The organism is Streptomyces spinosisporus (genome assembly GCF_022698145.1).
GTDB classification, from domain to species: domain Bacteria; phylum Actinomycetota; class Actinomycetes; order Streptomycetales; family Streptomycetaceae; genus Streptomyces; species Streptomyces spinosisporus.
In genome coordinates this window covers 80,343-96,811 of sequence record NZ_JALDAX010000015.1, presented here as the reverse complement: position 1 = coordinate 96,811, position 16,469 = coordinate 80,343, and the positions used below count along the sequence as shown (strand labels likewise).

At 71.6% G+C, this 16,469-nt stretch carries 13 protein-coding genes and 1 tRNA gene; 5 read left to right on the top strand and 9 right to left on the bottom strand.

Annotated features, from left to right (window positions below):
• Positions 1–39 precede the first annotated feature (39 nt).
• From MQN93_RS32120 to pgsA, 3 genes are read right to left on the bottom strand one after another with little or no spacing between them, the layout of a single operon-like run.
• Positions 40–1,215, bottom strand: a complete 1,176-nt coding sequence (locus MQN93_RS32120) for a glycosyltransferase family 4 protein (protein WP_242712329.1) — start codon at positions 1,213–1,215, stop codon at positions 40–42.
• Positions 1,212–2,138, bottom strand: a complete 927-nt coding sequence (locus MQN93_RS32115) for a phosphatidylinositol mannoside acyltransferase (protein WP_016434260.1) — start codon at positions 2,136–2,138, stop codon at positions 1,212–1,214. Before MQN93_RS32115 ends, MQN93_RS32120 begins: the two co-directional genes overlap by 4 nt.
• Entirely contained in the window at positions 2,135–2,815 is a 681-nt protein-coding gene (gene pgsA, locus MQN93_RS32110; protein WP_242712328.1) for a phosphatidylinositol phosphate synthase, read from the bottom strand. Before pgsA ends, MQN93_RS32115 begins: the two co-directional genes overlap by 4 nt.
• Before the next feature lie 275 nt (positions 2,816–3,090).
• Between pgsA and MQN93_RS32105 the strand changes: the two genes are divergently transcribed.
• The gene (locus MQN93_RS32105; RefSeq protein ID WP_242712327.1) at positions 3,091–5,289 is read left to right on the top strand and encodes an elongation factor G-like protein EF-G2; all 2,199 of its coding nucleotides are present in this window, start codon (positions 3,091–3,093) and stop codon (positions 5,287–5,289) included.
• Between the two features lie 243 nt (positions 5,290–5,532).
• Positions 5,533–7,194, top strand: coding sequence for an AbeC-like domain-containing protein (locus tag MQN93_RS32100; RefSeq protein WP_242712326.1), 1,662 nt, complete (start codon positions 5,533–5,535; stop codon positions 7,192–7,194).
• 49 nt (positions 7,195–7,243) lie between these two features.
• On the opposite strand, the gene MQN93_RS32095 is transcribed toward MQN93_RS32100, so the two are convergent.
• On the bottom strand, positions 7,244–7,804 hold the full coding sequence (locus MQN93_RS32095) for an HIT family protein (RefSeq protein ID WP_016434264.1): 561 nt from the start codon (positions 7,802–7,804) through the stop codon (positions 7,244–7,246).
• Positions 7,805–7,871: 67 nt separating this feature from the next.
• On the opposite strand from MQN93_RS32095, the gene MQN93_RS32090 reads away from it, so the two are divergent.
• The gene (locus MQN93_RS32090) at positions 7,872–8,510 is read left to right on the top strand and encodes a potassium channel family protein (RefSeq protein WP_242712325.1); all 639 of its coding nucleotides are present in this window, start codon (positions 7,872–7,874) and stop codon (positions 8,508–8,510) included.
• Between the two features lie 46 nt (positions 8,511–8,556).
• Here the strand turns inward: MQN93_RS32090 and thrS are convergent, their stop codons facing one another.
• From thrS to MQN93_RS32075, 3 genes are all read right to left on the bottom strand, one after another.
• The gene (gene thrS / locus MQN93_RS32085) at positions 8,557–10,533 is read right to left on the bottom strand and encodes a threonine--tRNA ligase (protein WP_242712324.1); all 1,977 of its coding nucleotides are present in this window, start codon (positions 10,531–10,533) and stop codon (positions 8,557–8,559) included.
• A 137-nt stretch (positions 10,534–10,670) separates the two neighbouring features.
• Positions 10,671–11,903, bottom strand: a complete 1,233-nt coding sequence (locus MQN93_RS32080; RefSeq protein ID WP_242712323.1) for a hypothetical protein — start codon at positions 11,901–11,903, stop codon at positions 10,671–10,673.
• The gene (locus tag MQN93_RS32075; RefSeq protein WP_016434268.1) at positions 11,900–12,466 is read right to left on the bottom strand and encodes a DUF4365 domain-containing protein; all 567 of its coding nucleotides are present in this window, start codon (positions 12,464–12,466) and stop codon (positions 11,900–11,902) included. Before MQN93_RS32075 ends, MQN93_RS32080 begins: the two co-directional genes overlap by 4 nt.
• A 169-nt stretch (positions 12,467–12,635) precedes the next feature.
• On the opposite strand from MQN93_RS32075, the gene MQN93_RS32070 reads away from it, so the two are divergent.
• Positions 12,636–13,361 carry a 3'-5' exonuclease gene (locus tag MQN93_RS32070; RefSeq protein ID WP_242712322.1) on the top strand — a complete coding sequence of 242 codons (726 nt, stop codon included), beginning with the start codon at positions 12,636–12,638 and terminating at the stop codon, positions 13,359–13,361.
• Between the two features lie 53 nt (positions 13,362–13,414).
• Here the strand turns inward: MQN93_RS32070 and MQN93_RS32065 are convergent.
• Positions 13,415–13,486 (bottom strand) — tRNA-Val (locus tag MQN93_RS32065).
• A 39-nt stretch (positions 13,487–13,525) separates the two neighbouring features.
• Positions 13,526–13,972: an SRPBCC family protein gene (locus MQN93_RS32060; protein ID WP_242712321.1), complete on the bottom strand. Its 447-nt coding sequence runs from the start codon at positions 13,970–13,972 to the stop codon at positions 13,526–13,528.
• A gap of 66 nt (positions 13,973–14,038) precedes the next feature.
• Here MQN93_RS32060 and MQN93_RS32055 point away from each other — a divergent pair, with 66 nt between their 5' ends.
• Entirely contained in the window at positions 14,039–16,456 is a 2,418-nt protein-coding gene (locus tag MQN93_RS32055) for an SCO7613 C-terminal domain-containing membrane protein (protein ID WP_242712320.1), read from the top strand.
• Positions 16,457–16,469 lie beyond the last annotated feature (13 nt).

The following is a 16,469-nucleotide window of genomic DNA, read 5'->3' as shown; positions in this document are numbered from 1 at the left end:
CGCCAGCTACCGCCGCACCCGAGCCCGGACGCAGCCCACTTAGTCCCGCGCCAACCGCAACCGAGCCCGCAACCCCGGACCCGCGCCCCGGTCGTCGTCCGCGGCTGCCACCGCTGCTGCGCCCGTCGTGACCGTCTCGTACACCGAGAGGATGTCGGCGCCGACGGTCGACCAGTCGAAGCGGCGTACGTGCAGGCTGCCCCGCTCGCGCAGTTCGGCGCGGCGGGTCGGATCCGCCAGCAGGCGGAGTGCGGCCTCGGCCAGCGCGTTCGGGTCCTCGTTGGTGAACAGTTCGCCCGCCGCGCCCTGGTCCAGCACCTGCGCGAAGGCGTCCAGGTCCGAGGCCAGGACCGGTGCTCCCGCCGACATCGCCTCGACCAGGATGATCCCGAAGCTCTCGCCGCCGGTGTTGGGCGCCACGTACAGATCGACGCTGCGCAGGAGACGGGCCTTGTCCTCGTCGCTGATCATGCCGAGGAACTCGACCCGGGGGCGCAGTTCGGCGGGCAGCGACTCGACCGCTTCCTCCTCGTCGCCGCGTCCGGCCACCAGAAGCCGGGTGCCGGGCCGCTCGGCGAGGATCTTCGGCAGGGCCTTCATCAACACCGGCAGTCCCTTGCGGGGCTCGTCGATACGGCCGATGAAGCCGATGGTGTCGCCCTGCCACTCGGGCCTGGGCTCGGCCCGCGCGAAGAAGTCCACGTCGACGCCGTTCGGGATGACCACCGCGTCGCCGCCCAGGTGCTCCACCAGCGTGCGGCGGGCGTACTCGCTCACCGCGATCCGGGCGCTGATTTTCTCCAGGGCAGCCTGGAGGATCGCGTATGCGGCGATCATCGCGCGGGAGCGGGGGTTGGAGGTGTGGAACGTGGCGACGATCGGGCCCTGCGCCGCCCAGCAGGTCAGCAGGCCCAGCGACGGCGAGGTCGGCTCGTGGATGTGGATGACGTCGAACGCGCCGTCGTGCAGCCAGCGGCGCACCCGGGCCGCCGACAGGAAGCCGAAGTTCAGCCGCGCCACCGAGCCGTTGTAGGGCACCGGGACGGCGCGTCCGGCCGAGACGACGTACGGCGGCAGGGGCGTGTCGTCGTCGGCGGGAGCCAGCACGGAGACCTCGTGGCCGAGGCGGATGAAGTACTCGGCGAGGTCGCGGATGTGGAACTGGACGCCGCCCGGCACGTCCCAGGAGTACGGGCAGACGATGCCGATCCTCACGGCCGCTCCCCGGCCGCACCGTCGGCTGGTCGCGGCTCGAGGTCCTTGAGCCACAGGCGCTGCAGCATGTGCCAGTCCTCCGGATGGTCTGCGATCCCCGAGGCGAAGGCATCGGCCAGCGCCTGTGTCATGACAGACGTCTTTTCGGCCCGGCTGCCTGTCTCGGGCACCTCGACCGGGGGATGCACGCGGCCCTGCATCACGGGCGAGTCGTCGTACCAGAGCGTGACCGGCAGGAGCAGCGCGCCGGTCTGCTGGGCGAGCAGCGCCGGCCCGGCCGGCATCCGGGTCGCCTCGCCGAAGAACTGGACCTCGACGCCCGAGGTCGACAGATCGCGCTCGGCGACCAGGCAGACAAGCCCGCCGTCGCGCAGCCGCCGGGCCAGCGTGCCGAAGGCGCTGCCGCCGCTGTGCGGCAGGACCTCCATGCCGAGGCCCTCGCGGTAGGCGACGAAGCGGTCGTAGAGCGTCTCGGGCTTGAGGCGCTCGGCGACCGTGGTGAAGGGCGTCTCCAGCTCGGTGGTGACCCAGGCACCGGCCAGGTCCCAGTTGGCCATGTGGGGCAGCGCCAGAATGACGCCCTTGTCGGAGGCGATGCCGTCGGTGAGGAAGTGGACGTCCTTGGGGTCGAAGCCGCTCTTTATGCGCTCGGCGCTCCAGGCGGGCAGCCGGAAGGACTCCATCCAGTAGCGCAGGTACGAGCGCATGCCCGCGCGCGAGAGCTCGGCGAGCCGCTCGGGGCTCGCGTCGGGCAGCACGCGCGCGTAGTTGCTCTCCAGACGCCGTACACCCTTGCCGCGCCGCTTCCAGGCGAGGTCGGCGATGGTCCGGCCGAGCCGCACGGCGACCGGCTCGGGGAGCTTCTTCACGGTGCCCCAGCCGAGCCCGTACAGCGTGTCCGTCAGCTGGTCGCGAGCGCTCACTTCGCCGCCTCGCTCCCCTGGGAGGCGTTGTGCGGCTCGGCCGCCGCGGCTTCCGCCTCCGCCGACTCGCGGCGCACGGTGACGACCCGCTGGATCAGCGTGACCAGGCTGCCCACGGCGACGATCCACAGGGCGACGGGCAGCAGGTACTGGATGCCCGGCACCCCGAACTTGTGCAGTCCGGCGAACCCGGCCGCGACCAGCGAGATGACCAGGCGCTCGGCGCGCTCGACCAGGCCGTTGACGGCGACCGGCAGACCGATCGACTCCCCGCGGGCCTTGGTGTACGACACCACCTGGCCGCTGGCCAGGCAGAAGATGGAGACCGCGCACAGGACGAGGTCGTCGCCGCCTCCCGCGTACCAGAGGGCGAAGCCGCCGAAGATGGCGCCGTCGGCGACCCGGTCGAGGGTGGAGTCCAGGAAGGCACCCCAGCGGCTGGAGCGGCCCAGCTGGCGGGCCATGTTGCCGTCGACCAGGTCGGAGAAGACGAACAGCGTGATGACGACCGTGCCCCAGAAGAACTCGCCCATGGGGTAGAAGACCAGCGCGCCCGCCATCACGCCGGCGGTACCGATGAGCGTGACCGCGTCCGGGCTGACGCCCCGGCGGATCAGAAACGCGGCGAACGGTGTGAGGACACGCGTGAAGAATGCACGCGCGTACTTGTTCAGCATGGCCTTCCCGACGTTCAGTGTGGCCGGCTCGGCCCCTGCTGGCCACCGGCTGGCCCATCGTAGCCACGCGCGCGCGTGTGCGACGGCCGGGCACCCGGACCCCACTGTCACGGCCTGAAGGCATCCGGGTAACGGCGCGATCGCGTCCGTCGTATGGACGCACCGTGACGGGAGTGGAAAGCTCGAAGAACCGCGGGCGTCATCGGAGCCGCCACCGCACGCGGCCCGGCATGCCCGCGCCCACAGAGACCTCACCGTGCACGGGAGGCAAGGCCATGGGCGACAAGGCAAGCGCACACCCCGGAGCCGCCGGCAGGGCTACAGCGGCCGACCACCCCGCGTCCGTACGGAATGTGGTGCTGGTCGGCCACTCCGGATCGGGCAAGACGACTTTGGTGGAGGCTCTCGCGCTGACCGCGGGGGCAGTGAACCGGGCGGGCCGCGTGGAGGACGGCGGCACCGTTTCCGACTACGACGAGATCGAGCACCGGCAGAACCGCTCGGTGCAGCTCTCCCTGGTACCGGTCGAATGGGACGGCATCAAGGTCAATGTCCTCGACACCCCCGGATACGCCGACTTCGTCGGAGAACTGAGGGCCGGTCTGCGAGCGGCGGACGCGGCCCTTTTCGTCGTCTCGGCCTCGGACGGGGTGGACGGCTCGACGCGCATGGTGTGGGAGGAGTGCGCCGCCGTCGGCATGCCACGGGCGATCGTGATCACGCATCTGGAATCCGCCCGCGCCGACTTCGAGCAGATGACGCAGGTCTGCGCCGAGGCGTTCGGCGGGGACGACCCCGACGCCGTACTCCCGCTGTATCTGCCGCTGCACGGCCCGCAGGGGCCCGACGGGCACGCGCCCGTGACGGGCCTGATCGGGCTGCTGTCGCAGAAGCTGTTCGACTACTCGTCCGGAGAGCGCAAGGAGTCCGAGCCGGGCGAGGACCAGCTGCCGCAGATCGAGGACGCCCGCAACCGGCTGATCGAGGGGATCATCTCGGAGAGCGAGGACGAGACCCTCATGGACCGCTATCTGGGCGGCGAGCAGATCGACTTCAAGACGCTCGTCGAGGACCTGGAGCGGGCCGTCGCGCGCGGGGTCTTCTTCCCCGTCCTGGCCGCCGCCCCCGCGGCCGAGGGCGCCCGCCAGGGGCTGGGCACGATCGAACTGCTCGAGCTCGTCACGGGTGGTTTCCCGACGCCCTTCGAGCACCCCACTCCGGGGGTCACCACCATCGACGGCAAGCCGCGCGAGATCAAGGCCTGCGACACGGACGGCCCGCTGGTCGCCGAGGTCGTCAAGACGTCCTCCGACCCCTATGTCGGGCGGGTCTCGCTGGTCCGTGTCTTCTCCGGCACCCTGCGGCCCGACGAGACCGTGCACGTCTCCGGACACGGCATGGCCGACCGCGGGCACGAGGACCACGACGTCGACGAGCGCATCGGAGCGCTGTCCACCCCCTTCGGCAAGACGCAGCGCCCGGTGACGCACGCGATCGCGGGAGATCTCGTGTGCGTGGCGAAGCTGGGCCGCGCGGAGACCGGCGACACCCTCTCGGCCAAGGACGACCCGCTGCTCATGGAGCCGTGGGAGATGCCCGACCCGCTGCTGCCGCTCGCCATCGAGGCGCACAGCAAGGCGGACGAGGACAAGCTCTCGCAGGGGCTGTCCCGGCTGGTCGCCGAGGATCCGACCATGCGCCTGGAGCAGAACCAGGACACCCACCAGGTGGTGCTGTGGTGCCTGGGCGAGGCGCACGCGGACGTGGCCCTGGAGCGGCTGCGCAGCCGCTACGGCGTCCAGGTCGACGTCGTACCCCACAAGGTGTCCCTGCGGGAGACGTTCGCCGGGAAGTCGGCGGGGCGCGGGCGCCATGTGAAGCAGTCGGGCGGGCACGGCCAGTTCGCGATCTGTGAGATCGAGGTGGAGCCGCTGCCGGGCGGCTCGGGCATCGAGTTCGTGGACAAGGTCGTCGGCGGCGCGGTGCCGCGGCAGTTCATCCCGTCGGTCGAGAAGGGCGTGAAGGCCCAGGCGGCCAAGGGAGTTGCGGCCGGCTACCCGCTGATCGACGTACGGGTGACGCTGCTCGACGGCAAGGCGCACTCCGTGGACTCCTCGGACGCGGCCTTCCAGACGGCCGGGGCGCTGGCGCTGCGGGAGGCGGCGTCCGACGCGAAGATCCATCTGCTGGAGCCGGTGGCCGAGGTGAGCATCCTGGTCGGCGACGACTACGTGGGCGCGGTCATGAGCGATCTGTCCGGGCGGCGCGGCCGGGTGCTGGGCACGGAACAGACCAGCGGCGGGCGGACGTTGGTGCGCGCCGAGGTGCCCGAGATCGAGATCGGGCGCTACGCCGTGGACCTGCGCTCCCTCTCGCACGGCACCGCACGCTTCAACCGCAGCTACGCACGGCACGAGCCGATGCCGGCCCAGATCGCGGAAAGGATTCGTGAAGAGGCGCGCGCCGCTTCGTAGTTGGCGCCGGGCGCGTCCGGGTCGCCGGTGCGGAACGCTCCCCTCCGCGTCGGCGCCCCGGAGGCGAACGGGCAAGAAGAAGGTGCCTTCGGCCGTCCGCCGACGGATGTCGGTGCCCGGGGATACGCTGATGACGTGATCAAGTCGGCGCGGATCCGCCGCCCGGCCTGATCAACAGGTGTGCGGGGCAAGGAAGTCGGGAAGAGCCGCTAAGGGCGGTGCCGGGCGGCGATGGGGGCGGGAATGACCGTTGAGAGCGGCTACGGGGACATCTTCGGACCCCAGGTGCCGCGCACGAGCGACGGGGACCAGACGGCGACGTTCGCGCTGGCCTCGGCGTCCTACCGGGACAACCCGGTCGCGGACATCAAGAAGGCCGACAACGAATGGCATCAGACCACGCTCAAGCCGGGTCGGAAGTGGGGCAGGATATTCCGGCCCAACCTCGGTGAGGCCTACTCCCGGGCGGTGGTCGACCGCATGCTGGGCCCCGGCCGCAAGCCGCTCATCCAGTCCTTCGGCGCCGAGCCGCAGGTCGTCGTCGAGCACGCCCTGGCGGCGAACAACATCCGCAAGGACAGGGACAATTACCTGACCGTCGTCATGGTGCTGTGCGGTCTGCTGTTCCTGCCCGGACTGCTCGTGTGGCTGCTGATCTTCTCGATCCGTACGACTGTGGCCAAGCGCGACGACAAGCGCGCCGGCGCGCTGGCGACGACGCTGCTGGTGGCGGTGGGCGCGCTCGCCGTGATCTTCCTGATCCGGATGCCCTTCACGGGGTTCTGGGCGTGGTACGCGCGTGCGTGCGTCGTGATGCCGGTCATCGGCTGGTTCTGGGCGAAGCAGATCTGCGAGCGCACGGCGAAGGATCTGCGCGGGCGCTGGGACAGTCTGCTCGCCGGCAGCAGCGTCGGCGCGAAGGTGCCCGAGGCGGTGCCGACCAGCCCGGGCGAGACCAAGGCGGACCAGCTGCGCCAGTCGCTGGCCAAGCTCGCCGCCGAGCAGCAGTCCAACTCCGTGTTCTACGCCGGGCCCAAGGGCATCCTCGGCATGGGCACCCGCTGGGGCAGCTGGCAGCTCGCGGAGGATCTGGTGCCGGCCGATCCCTCGCGCGAGATCCACCCGTTCCGCAGCTGGGACGTCATCCGCGCGATCCACGACCAGCTGCGCATGCTGGAGCGGAACACGCTGAACACCGGCGGCTTCCCGAAGCCCTCCATACGGCACTGGATCGTCACGCCGATCGCGGAGAGCGCGAAGGCGGTGTCCCGTCCCGAGGGCACGGACGTGGAGGCGTTCCAGATCAAGACCCACGCGATACAGGACATCTGCAACAAGCAGCAGTTCGGCGCGGGCGACCGGCACTATCTGGGCGTGCAGTGGACGCTGTGGGACGGGCAGTTGATCATCACGATGATGATCACGGTGACCGTGCTGCACGAGACGCTGCGGATCGAGGTGACCGGCCATGCGCTCGGCCCGGTCAACGGCCTGTTCACCGGCAAGCCCGAGGCGCCGACGAAGGAGGTCCAGAAGTCCTTCAAGCCGTGGGAGACCCGCAAGGTGAACCTGCCGCTGGTCAACACCGACGAGGTGGTCCGCCTCGCCGTCCGCGCCCCGATCAGCTGGTATCCCCCGCTGCTGAACTGGCTCGGCGGCACGATAGCCCTGCCCGAGCCGTTCGGCCTGCGGCACGCCTGGGCCGACCAGCCCTGGCGCCACCGCTTCATGGCCGACGACGCCCTGCGGGCCGCCACCCCGGTGCTGCGGGTCGTGCACGCCGCGGCGATACGGGTGCTGGAGGAGAACGGCGTGAACACCGAGAAGTTCGGCACGAGGTCGGCGTTCCTGTCGACAGCGGTGCAGGACGCCTCGCCCAGCAAGGCCGACGTCTACGACGCCTAGGCGCACGTACTCCGGGGGCGAGAGCCCCCGGGGGTCCGCCGTCCCGCCGTCACGCCGTGGGCCAGGCCTCCGCCAGCATCTTCCGGGTGTCCGCCAGCAGCTGCGGCAGCACGCGCGTGTGCCCGACGACCGGCATGAAGTTCGTGTCGCCGCCCCAGCGCGGGACGATGTGCTGGTGCAGATGGGCCGCGATGCCCGCCCCCGCGACGGTGCCCTGGTTCATGCCGATGTTGAAGCCGTGCGCCCCGGAGGCGGTGCGCAGCGCCGTCATCGCCTGCTTGGTCAGGGTGGCGAGCTCGGCGGTCTCCTCGTCGGTGAGGTCCGTGTAGTCGGCGACATGGCGGTAGGGCACGACCATGAGGTGGCCGCCGTTGTACGGGTAGAGGTTGAGCACGGCGTAGACCTGCTCACCACGGCGGACGACCAGGCCGTCCTCGTCGGACTTGGCCGGGATGGAGCAGAAGGGGCAGCCGTCGCCGGCACCGGGGCCGGTCGGCTTGTTCTCGCCCTGGATGTAGGCCATCCGGTGGGGCGTCCACAGACGCTGGAAGGCGTCCTGCGTCCCCACTCCCAACTGCTGCTCCGGCTCACTCGTCATGCAGTGCAGCATATGGCGTCGCCCGTTCGGAGCGTGTCGGCGGGGTTGTGCGAACCGTGCGGCGGGCCAAGCTGGGCCCGTGGACGATGACAGTCGTGTGGCCCGCTGGGAGCAGCGCACGGAAGTGCCGCTCGCGATCGCGTCGATGGTCTACCTCGCCTCGTACGCGGTCCTGGTTCTGGCCCCCGGTCTCCACGACGTCTGGCGCGACCTGGGTCTCGCGCTGCTGCTGACCGCCTGGGCGCTGTTCGGCGTCGACTACGCGGTCCGCTGGAGGCTGAGCGGGCAGCGGCTGCGCTTCGTGCGGACGCATCTGCTGGACACGGTGGTTCTGGTGCTGCCGCTGCTGCGGCCGCTGCGGGTCGTCAGGCTCTACGAGGCCGTGCAGCGCCGCCACGGCAGACCGAAGCTCGCGCTGCACGCGCGCGTGATCGTGTACGCCGGGCTGTCCACCGTGCTGCTGGGCTTCACCGGCGCGCTCGCGGTCTTCCAGCAGGAGCGCGGGGCGCCCGACGCCACGATGCGCACCTTCGGCGACGCGGTCTGGTGGACCTGCGCGACCCTCGCCACCGTCGGCTACGGCGACATCGTCCCGGTGACGCCGCTGGGCCGGCTGATCGCGGTCGGGATGATGGGCATCGGTCTCGCCCTGCTCGGTGCGGTCACCGGCACCTTCGCCTCGTGGCTGCTGCAGAGCTTCTCCCGGGACGACGAGTGAAGGCCCCCGGGGGCTGAGCTCCCGGGGGCCTTCGACGAGCCGTGGATCAGACCTGGGCCCGCTCCTCGACGACCTTCACGATCTTGGCGATGGCCTCGTCGACCGGGATGCCGTTCTCCTGCGAACCGTCGCGGTAGCGGAAGGAGACCGAGCCGTTCGACATGTCCTCGTCGCCCGCGATGACCATGAAGGGCACCTTCTGCTTCTGGGCGTTGCGGATCTTCTTCTGCATGCGGTCCGAGGAGGAGTCCACCTCGACCCGCAGGCCCTGCTTCTTGGCCGCGGCGGCGAACTTCTCCAGGTACTCGACGTGCGCGTCGCCGATCGGGATGCCGACCGCCTGCACCGGCGCCAGCCACGCCGGGAAGGCGCCCGCGTAGTGCTCCAGGAGCACCGCGAAGAACCGCTCGATGGAGCCGAACAGCGCGCGGTGGATCATGACCGGGCGCTGCTTGGAGCCGTCCGGACCGGTGTACTCCAGGTCGAAGCGCTCGGGCAGGTTGAAGTCGAGCTGGATCGTCGACATCTGCCAGGTGCGGCCGATGGCGTCCTTGGTCTGGACGGAGATCTTCGGACCGTAGAAGGCGGCGCCGCCCGGGTCGGGCACCAGGGGCAGACCCTGCTTCTCGGCGACCTGGCGCAGCGTCTCCGTGGCCTCCTCCCAGACCTCGTCGGAGCCGACGAACTTCTCCGGGTCCTTGGTGGACAGCTCCAGGTAGAAGTCGGTCAGGCCGTAGTCGCGCAGCAGGCCGAGGACGAAGGTGAGCGTCTTGTCGAGCTCGTCCGACATCTGCTCGCGGGTGCAGTAGATGTGCGCGTCGTCCTGGGTGAAGCCGCGGGCGCGGGTCAGGCCGTGCACCACGCCGGACTTCTCGTACCGGTACACGGTCCCGAACTCGAAGAGGCGCAGCGGCAGTTCACGGTAGGAGCGGCCGCGCGCGTCGAAGATCAGGTTGTGCATCGGGCAGTTCATGGGCTTGAGGTAGTAGTCCACGCCGTCGTCGAGCTGCATGGGCGGGTACATGCCGTCGGCGTACCAGTCCAGGTGGCCCGAGGTCTCGAAGAGCTTCCCCTTCGTCGCGTGCGGGGTGTAGACGAACTCGTAGCCCTCCTCCTCGTGCCGGCGGCGCGAGTAGTCCTCCATGACCCGGCGGACGATGCCGCCCTTGGGGTGGAAGACGGCGAGGCCGGAGCCGATCTGCTCCGGGACGGAGAACAGGTCGAGCTCGCTGCCCAGCTTGCGGTGGTCGCGCTTCTCGGCCTCGGCGAGGAAGTCGAGGTGGGCCTTCAGCTCGTCCTTGGAGGGCCAGGCGGTGCCGTAGATGCGCTGGAGCATCGGGTTCTTCTCGCTGCCGCGCCAGTAGGCGGCCGCGTTGCGCATCAGCTTGAACGCCGGGATGTTGCGAGTGGTGGGCAGATGGGGACCGCGGCAGAGGTCCTTCCAGCACAGCTCGCCGGTCTTGGCGTCGAGGTTGTCGTAGATCGTCAGCTCACCGGCGCCGACCTCGACGTCCGCGCCGTCGTCGTGCGAGGCCGAGCCCTTGAGGCCGATCAGCTCCAGCTTGTACGGCTCGTCGGCGAGCTCCTCGCGGGCCGCCTCGTCGGTGACCACACGGCGGGAGAACTTCTGGCCCCGCTTCTGGATCTCCTGCATCTTCTTCTCGATGGCCTTGAGATCCTCGGGCGTGAACGGCTTCTCGACGTCGAAGTCGTAGTAGAAGCCGTCCTTGACCGGCGGGCCGATGCCCAGCTTGGCCTCGGGGAACAGCTGCTGCACGGCCTGGGCCATCACATGCGCGGTGGAGTGGCGCAGGATGTTCAGGCCGTCCTCGGAGGTGATCTCGACCGGCTCCACGACCTCGCCCTCGGCCGGCGCGTACGCCAGGTCCTTGAGCTCGCCGCCCACGCGTGCGGCGACGATCGAGCGCTCGCCGGCGAAGAGCTCGGCGGCCGTAGTGCCCGTCGTCACCACGCGCTCTTCCCGCTCGGAATCGCGTTGGATGATCACACGGACGTCTGACACCGGTCTCTCCTGACTGCAGGTGGGGTGCGGCGCCATACCAGGAGCGCGCGCAATAGGGGATCGTACCGACCCCGACCCGCCGACCGCGAAACGGTCACCTCTTGCGAAGATCGCTGCGGGTTCAGTGGCAGTCGTCTTCAGTCGCAGTCGTCCCCGCTGCACGCCTCCTCGAAGAAGTCGAGGTTCTCCTGCAGCGACTTCATCAGCCGGTCCCGCTCGGCCTCCTCCACCTGGACCGGCGCGACCCCGCAGGCCCCGGTCAGCCGCCGGAAGCCGCCCCGGGACTCCAGCTGCCCGTGCAGCCGCACCGGGAGTCCCACGAGGTGGGCGTGCCCGGCGATGCGGTAGTCCTCCTCGTCCAGGGTGATCCGCACCTGCGGGATCTCGGCGCCCGCGATCACCCGCAGCCGTATGCTGCCCTCGCACCGCGGGCCCGGTCTGCGCATCCGCACCACGGTGCCGGTGATCCGGACGGGCACGGGCGGCTCCTCGCGCAGATAGCGCTCTCCCGCCTCGCGCAGCGCGGGCAGGTCGCCCGGTGAGAACTCCACCGGCTCGACACCCGCCGCGCAGTTCTCGGGCACTCCGGCGGACGGTGCCCACTCGACCCCGATCCTGGCTCCCTCGGTGCCGCGCACGAGGGCGATCAGCGCTTCGGTGAGCTCGCGGCTCACGCCCGCCTCGACGGCGCCGTCGAAGGCGTCCATGCCGCCGGTCGCGCGCTGGTAGTCGACGGCCTCGCGGGCGGCGTAGAGCGCCTGGTGGAGCCGTACGGCGAGCGTCCGTCCCGTGTCCAGCGGCACGAAGGCGGTGAGGCGGCCGTCCGCGGCGGCCGGTCCCACGAGGACGTGCTCCAGCAGCGCGGCGGCGGCGCGACGGTGCCGGGCGCCGTAGTAGCCCGCACGCGCGCGCGTGGCGAGCGCCCCGGCGAGCAGCATCTGGCGGGCGGCGGCGCGCAGTTGTGCCTCCACGTTCCATGGCACGGAGTCGGCGGGCCCGCTGGGAGCCTCCCGCCACCAGCGGATCTCGTCGCTGGGCACGGCGAGCCCGATCAGCACCTCGCGCGCGGACGGGGTGCCGCTGCGGGTGAGGGCCTGCAGCGCCTCGCCGAGCAGGTCGTCGCTGTCGGGGAAGGCGCGACTCTCGGGCACGAGCAGGCTGGTCCCGCCGCCTCCGGGGCCGGGCGGCGTCCAGCGGCCGTAGCGTCCGGACGCGCCGCCGCGGCGCCGCCAGCCGTGCCGGTGCAGCAGGGCGCCGAGCACGGCGGGGTCGACCTGGTCGGGCTGGGGCGGACGGTGCCAGGCGGCGGCGATGTCGTCGGGGTGCGGCCGCACCGGCCGGACGGGCTCCTCCAGAAGGCGGTGCGTCATGGTCTGCCTCCCGTCCCGACCCGCGTCATGATCTCGCAGAGCGCTCGGTCGTCGAAGATGCGTGAGGTCGGTATCCGCACGGTGGTGCGGGTACGGCCGGTGATCGGGTGCCCGGCGAGGTTGACCCAGTAGCAGCAGTGCCTCAGATCCAGCCGGTCGTGGCTGGCGCGCAGCCAGTCGTCCTGGGCGCGCGGGACGAGCATCACGACCAGGATCTTGTGCACCGACACGGGGGTGCGCGCGAGCTTGCGCAGATGGTCGTTGTCGAGCGTGAAGGAGAAGAAGCGGCCCGGTGGGTTCGGCGGGACCTGGTACGTGCACTTGAGCTGCACCTTGATGGTGACCTCGTCGTCGACCGTGTGTCCGGGCGAGCCGTGACTGACGTGCCAGTCGATGCCGTTGTCCGGGAATGGTTGCGACAGCGAGCAGCCGGCCGCCGCGGCGACCGCGTGCAGATAGCCCACCTGCAGTGTCTCCATGCAGGCGGTGGTGGCGAGTGTGCCGCGAAGGGGGCCCGTGCGTTCGGGCAGCAGCCCGCCCCGCTCGGGCTGCGCTATCGCCATGACCAAACAGCCTTCCAAGCCAAGTGTTTCCCCGCAGCGGGCCGCTGAACTGCAAAGACCCGCACTCCTGTTGTGTCCTTCCGGCGTACGTCGCAAACAGCCCGGGTATCACCAAACGGGCAGAAGACGGGACGTCAGCTGCCGTGGGTGAACGAGGAGTTGTGCAGACATGACGTGCTGGTACGAAGGGCCCCTCGCGGCCTTCGACACGGAGACCACGGGCGTCGACGTCGAGACCGACCGGATCGTGTCGGCGGCCGTCGTCGTCCAGGACGCCCCGGGCCTGCGGCCCCGGGTGATCCGCTGGCTGGTCAACCCGGGTGTGCCGGTGCCGGAGGCGGCGACGGCGGTGCACGGGCTGACGGACGAGCACCTGGCGCGCAACGGCCGCTGGCCGGCGCCGGTGATGTACGAGATAGCGGAGGAACTGGCCGAACAGGCGGCGATGGCCCGCCCGCTGGTCGTGATGAACGCGCCCTTCGATCTGACGCTGCTGGACCGCGAGTTGCGCCGCCATCGCGCCTCCTCGCTCGACCGCTGGTTCGAGGCGTCGGCGCTGCTCGTCCTCGATCCGCGCGTCCTCGACAAGCACCTCGACCGCTACCGCAAGGGCCGCCGCACCCTGACGGACCTGTGCGCGCACTACGACGTCAGCCTGGAGGGCGCGCACGACGCGGCCGCGGACGCCCTGGCCTCGCTGGATCTCGTACGGGCCATCGGGCGCCGGTTCGCCGCGCGCCTCGAACGCCTCTCCCCCGCCGAACTGCACACCCTGCAGACGACCTGGCACGCCGCCCAGGCACGCGGCCTGCAGGCGTGGTTCACCAAGAGCGGCACCCCGGAGATCGTCCACACGGAGTGGCCGCTACGACCGGACCTGCCGACGGCAGCGTGACAGCGGCGGCATGACAAAGGCCGGTCCGCAGCTGCGGACCGGCCTTCACCCGGTGGGCGATACTGGGTTCGAACCAGTGACCTCTTCGGTGTGAACGAAGCGCTCTCCCACTGAGCTAATCGCCCGGGAACGGACTGAACAATACAGGTCTTCGCGGGCCCGCATCAAACCGCTTCCAGGTGAGCGGCCAGGCCCCTTCGCCCCGCCCGCATCATCAGCCGGTGGTTGGCGCGGAACACCGGCCGTCCCGGCACGGCGAACCGCCTGAGCAGCGGCTTGTGCACGTCGACGACCTGCTCGTAGCGGGCGAGGGTGCCGGTGCCGGCGGCGGTGATCGTCCAGCGCGCCCAGCCGTCGATGTCGCCGGACATGGCGATCTCCAGGACGCCGGCGGCCCGGTCGCGGCGCGTCTCGCGGGCGGTGAAGCGCAGGTCGTACGGCAGGAGGGAGCGGATCCGGATGATGCCGGTGGTGTCGTCGAGCCGGGTCACCTCCCGCACCTGGGGCCACCACCGGGGGTACTCCTCGGCGCGCTCCAGCGCCTCGTAGACGATCGCGGGTGGGGCGGACAGGGTCCAGAGACTGCGGAAGCGGTAGTGCGTCCAGTCCATGCCGGAAGTCTGCCCGTACGCAGGCCGTTTCGCCGGGAACTGAGTACGTTCTGAGTACGCGCACTCATGTCGCGTGACGTGACCCGCACCACACTCCCTGGCATGACGCATGTTCCGCCTCCGGCCGAGGAGTTGCGGCTCCTCGATGCCGAGCTCCGGCAACTGGACGCCCGCCGGGCCCAGTTGCTGCACCGTCGCGCGTGGCTCGTCGCCGCGCTGCAGCCGATCGCGCCTCCCGCTCGGCCCGGCACGGCAGGCACGGCACGACAGGCACCCCTCGGCCCGCCCCGCCCGGAGGCGACCGCACGCGGCGTGCAGAACGTCCTCCTTCTGCTCGGCGGCGTTCTGCTCACCCTCGCGGCAGCGGTGTTCACGCTGGTCAGCTGGGGTCACCTGGGCATCGGCGGACGGGCACTCGTGCTGGCCGCGATCACATCGGCCGCGCTCTTCGCGCCGGTGCCGCTGCTGCGTCGCGGGCTGCGTTCGACGGCCGAGTCGGTGGCGGGCCTGGGGCTGGCGCTGACGGTGCTGGACGCGTACGCGCTGCACCGGGTCGCCGTCACGGAGGCGGACGGCGCGGGATACACGGCGCTCGCCTCGGCGCTGCTGGCGGGGCTGTGGGCGGCGTACGGGCGGCTGCCTCGCGTGGCCGAGCTGCGGCTGCCGTTGCCCGCCGCGCTGGCCGCGGCCCAACTCCCGCTGGTGTTCTGGGCGATCTGGGCGTCCGCGGTTCCTCACGGGGTCACGGCCGCACTGCTCGTGACGGCCGGGCTCGACGCAGTTGTGGCGCTCCGGGTGACCGCCGGGCCCGTACGCGTTCTCGCCGTGATCGGCGCGTACGGCACGGGGTCCTGGGGCGTACTGGCGGCCGGCTGGCTCTCCTGGGGTGCAGCCGGCCCGAGCGCCGCCGCCCGTGCGGCGGCGCTCCTCCTCCTCGCGGCGGCGATGGCGCTGGGCGCCGCATGGCGGCTGCCGAGCCGGGCCGTGGCGACGGGCAACGCCGTCGCCGGCGGTCTGCTCCTGGTCACGGCGTCCGGTGGCGTGCTGCGGGCGTCGCTGCCCGAGGAGTGGACGGTGCCGGCTTGTCTGGCCTGCGGTGTCGCCCTGTCGACGGCCGTACGGATGCGGCTCCCCGAGCCCGTGCGGCGCGGTGTCGTCCAGGCGTCCGGCGCCGTGCAGGCGGCCGCCGTCGCGTGTGCGCTGCCGCTGGTCCTGCTCTCGCTGCTGGGTCCGCTCGGCTGGGCCGTGCAGCCGTGGTCCGGTGCGCCGTCCGACACGCGTGCCGCGGTGAGCGTCCACGTGCCGTGGGCACCGCACACCTGGCAGCTGCTCCTGGGTCCGGTGACCGTCGCGGCCGTACTGGCGCTCCTGGCGCGAGCCGAGACGCGACGGCCGTGGGCCGCGCTCGGTGCGACGTACCTGGCCTGGGCCACTCTCATGGCGTTGCCGGCGGCCTTCGAACTGCCCTATGCGGCAGGCCTGTTGCTGCAGGGGGCGGCCGTCGGCGCGGCCCTCGCTGCGGCGTCCGTCCGCTTCCTGCCCACGACGACCACCGCGCTCGCCCTGGGCGGCTCGCTTCCGCTGGTCTTCCTCTCCCTGCCGTCCCAGACGGCCACTGTCGCGGTGCTGTCCGCGCTGACGGCAGTGTTCGCGGCCGCCTCGACGCGGCCGCACCTCGCGCCCGTCACCGCACCCGCCGCGCTCGTGTACGGCTCCGCGCTCGCGTGCGCCACCGGTGCGGCCGCCGGCTGGTCGCTGCCGCACACGGCGCTGCTGGTCCTCGTGGTTCCGGCGGTCGCCGCCCTGGTCGCCGCTCGCCCGGCGGCGGTGCACGCGCGCGTGCCGGTCGAGATCACGGGAGCCGCCGCCGGGCTGCTCGCCGTCGGCCTCGCGCTCACCGACCCGCCGATGCTCGCCCTGGTGCTGGCCCTGTGCGCGGTGATCGCGGCGGGCACGGCCGTACGCCCCGACCGGCGCTCTGTCGGGTACGCGGCCGCCGCCCTGTTCCTGCTGGCCAGTTGGGTGCGCCTGGCGGCCTGGGACGTCGGTGTCGTCGAGGCGTACACGCTCCCCGCCACGGTCCCGGCGCTGTGCGTCGGCGCGTGGCGCAGGCACCGCGACCCGCAGGCCTCGTCCTGGACGGCGTACGGTCCGGGTCTCGCCGCGACCCTGCTGCCGAGCCTGGCCGCGGCCTGGAACGACGCGCAGTCGACGCGCCCGCTGCTGCTGGCCGCGGCGGCCCTGCTGCTCACCCTGCTGGGCGCCCGGCACCGCCTCCGCGCGCCCCTCGTGCTCGGCGGCTGGGTGCTCGTCCTCGACACGCTGCACGAACTCGCCCCGCCCCTGGTCCGGGTGGCCGGCGCGCTCCCCGGCTGGGTGGTTCCCGCCCTCGCCGGATCCCTGCTGCTCGCGCTCGGCGCGACGTACGAGCAGCGCATCCGGGACGTCCGGCGGGTGCGGGAGGTCCTGGGGAGGATGAGCTAGCCCCTCGCCGGCC

Excerpts from the sequence above, each read along its gene's own strand:
- pgsA (WP_242712328.1), bottom strand. The coding sequence starts at position 2,815 with ATGCTGAACAAGTACGCGCGTGCATTCTTCACGCGTGTCCTCACACCG.
- MQN93_RS32105 (WP_242712327.1), top strand. The coding sequence starts at position 3,091 with ATGGGCGACAAGGCAAGCGCACACCCCGGAGCCGCCGGCAGGGCTACA.
- MQN93_RS32100 (WP_242712326.1), top strand. The coding sequence starts at position 5,533 with ATGACCGTTGAGAGCGGCTACGGGGACATCTTCGGACCCCAGGTGCCG.
- MQN93_RS32095 (WP_016434264.1), bottom strand. The coding sequence starts at position 7,804 with ATGCTGCACTGCATGACGAGTGAGCCGGAGCAGCAGTTGGGAGTGGGG.
- MQN93_RS32080 (WP_242712323.1), bottom strand. The coding sequence starts at position 11,903 with ATGACGCACCGCCTTCTGGAGGAGCCCGTCCGGCCGGTGCGGCCGCAC.
- MQN93_RS32075 (WP_016434268.1), bottom strand. The coding sequence starts at position 12,466 with ATGGCGATAGCGCAGCCCGAGCGGGGCGGGCTGCTGCCCGAACGCACG.
- MQN93_RS32070 (WP_242712322.1), top strand. The coding sequence starts at position 12,636 with ATGACGTGCTGGTACGAAGGGCCCCTCGCGGCCTTCGACACGGAGACC.
- MQN93_RS32060 (WP_242712321.1), bottom strand. The coding sequence starts at position 13,972 with ATGGACTGGACGCACTACCGCTTCCGCAGTCTCTGGACCCTGTCCGCC.
- MQN93_RS32055 (WP_242712320.1), top strand. The coding sequence starts at position 14,039 with ATGTCGCGTGACGTGACCCGCACCACACTCCCTGGCATGACGCATGTT.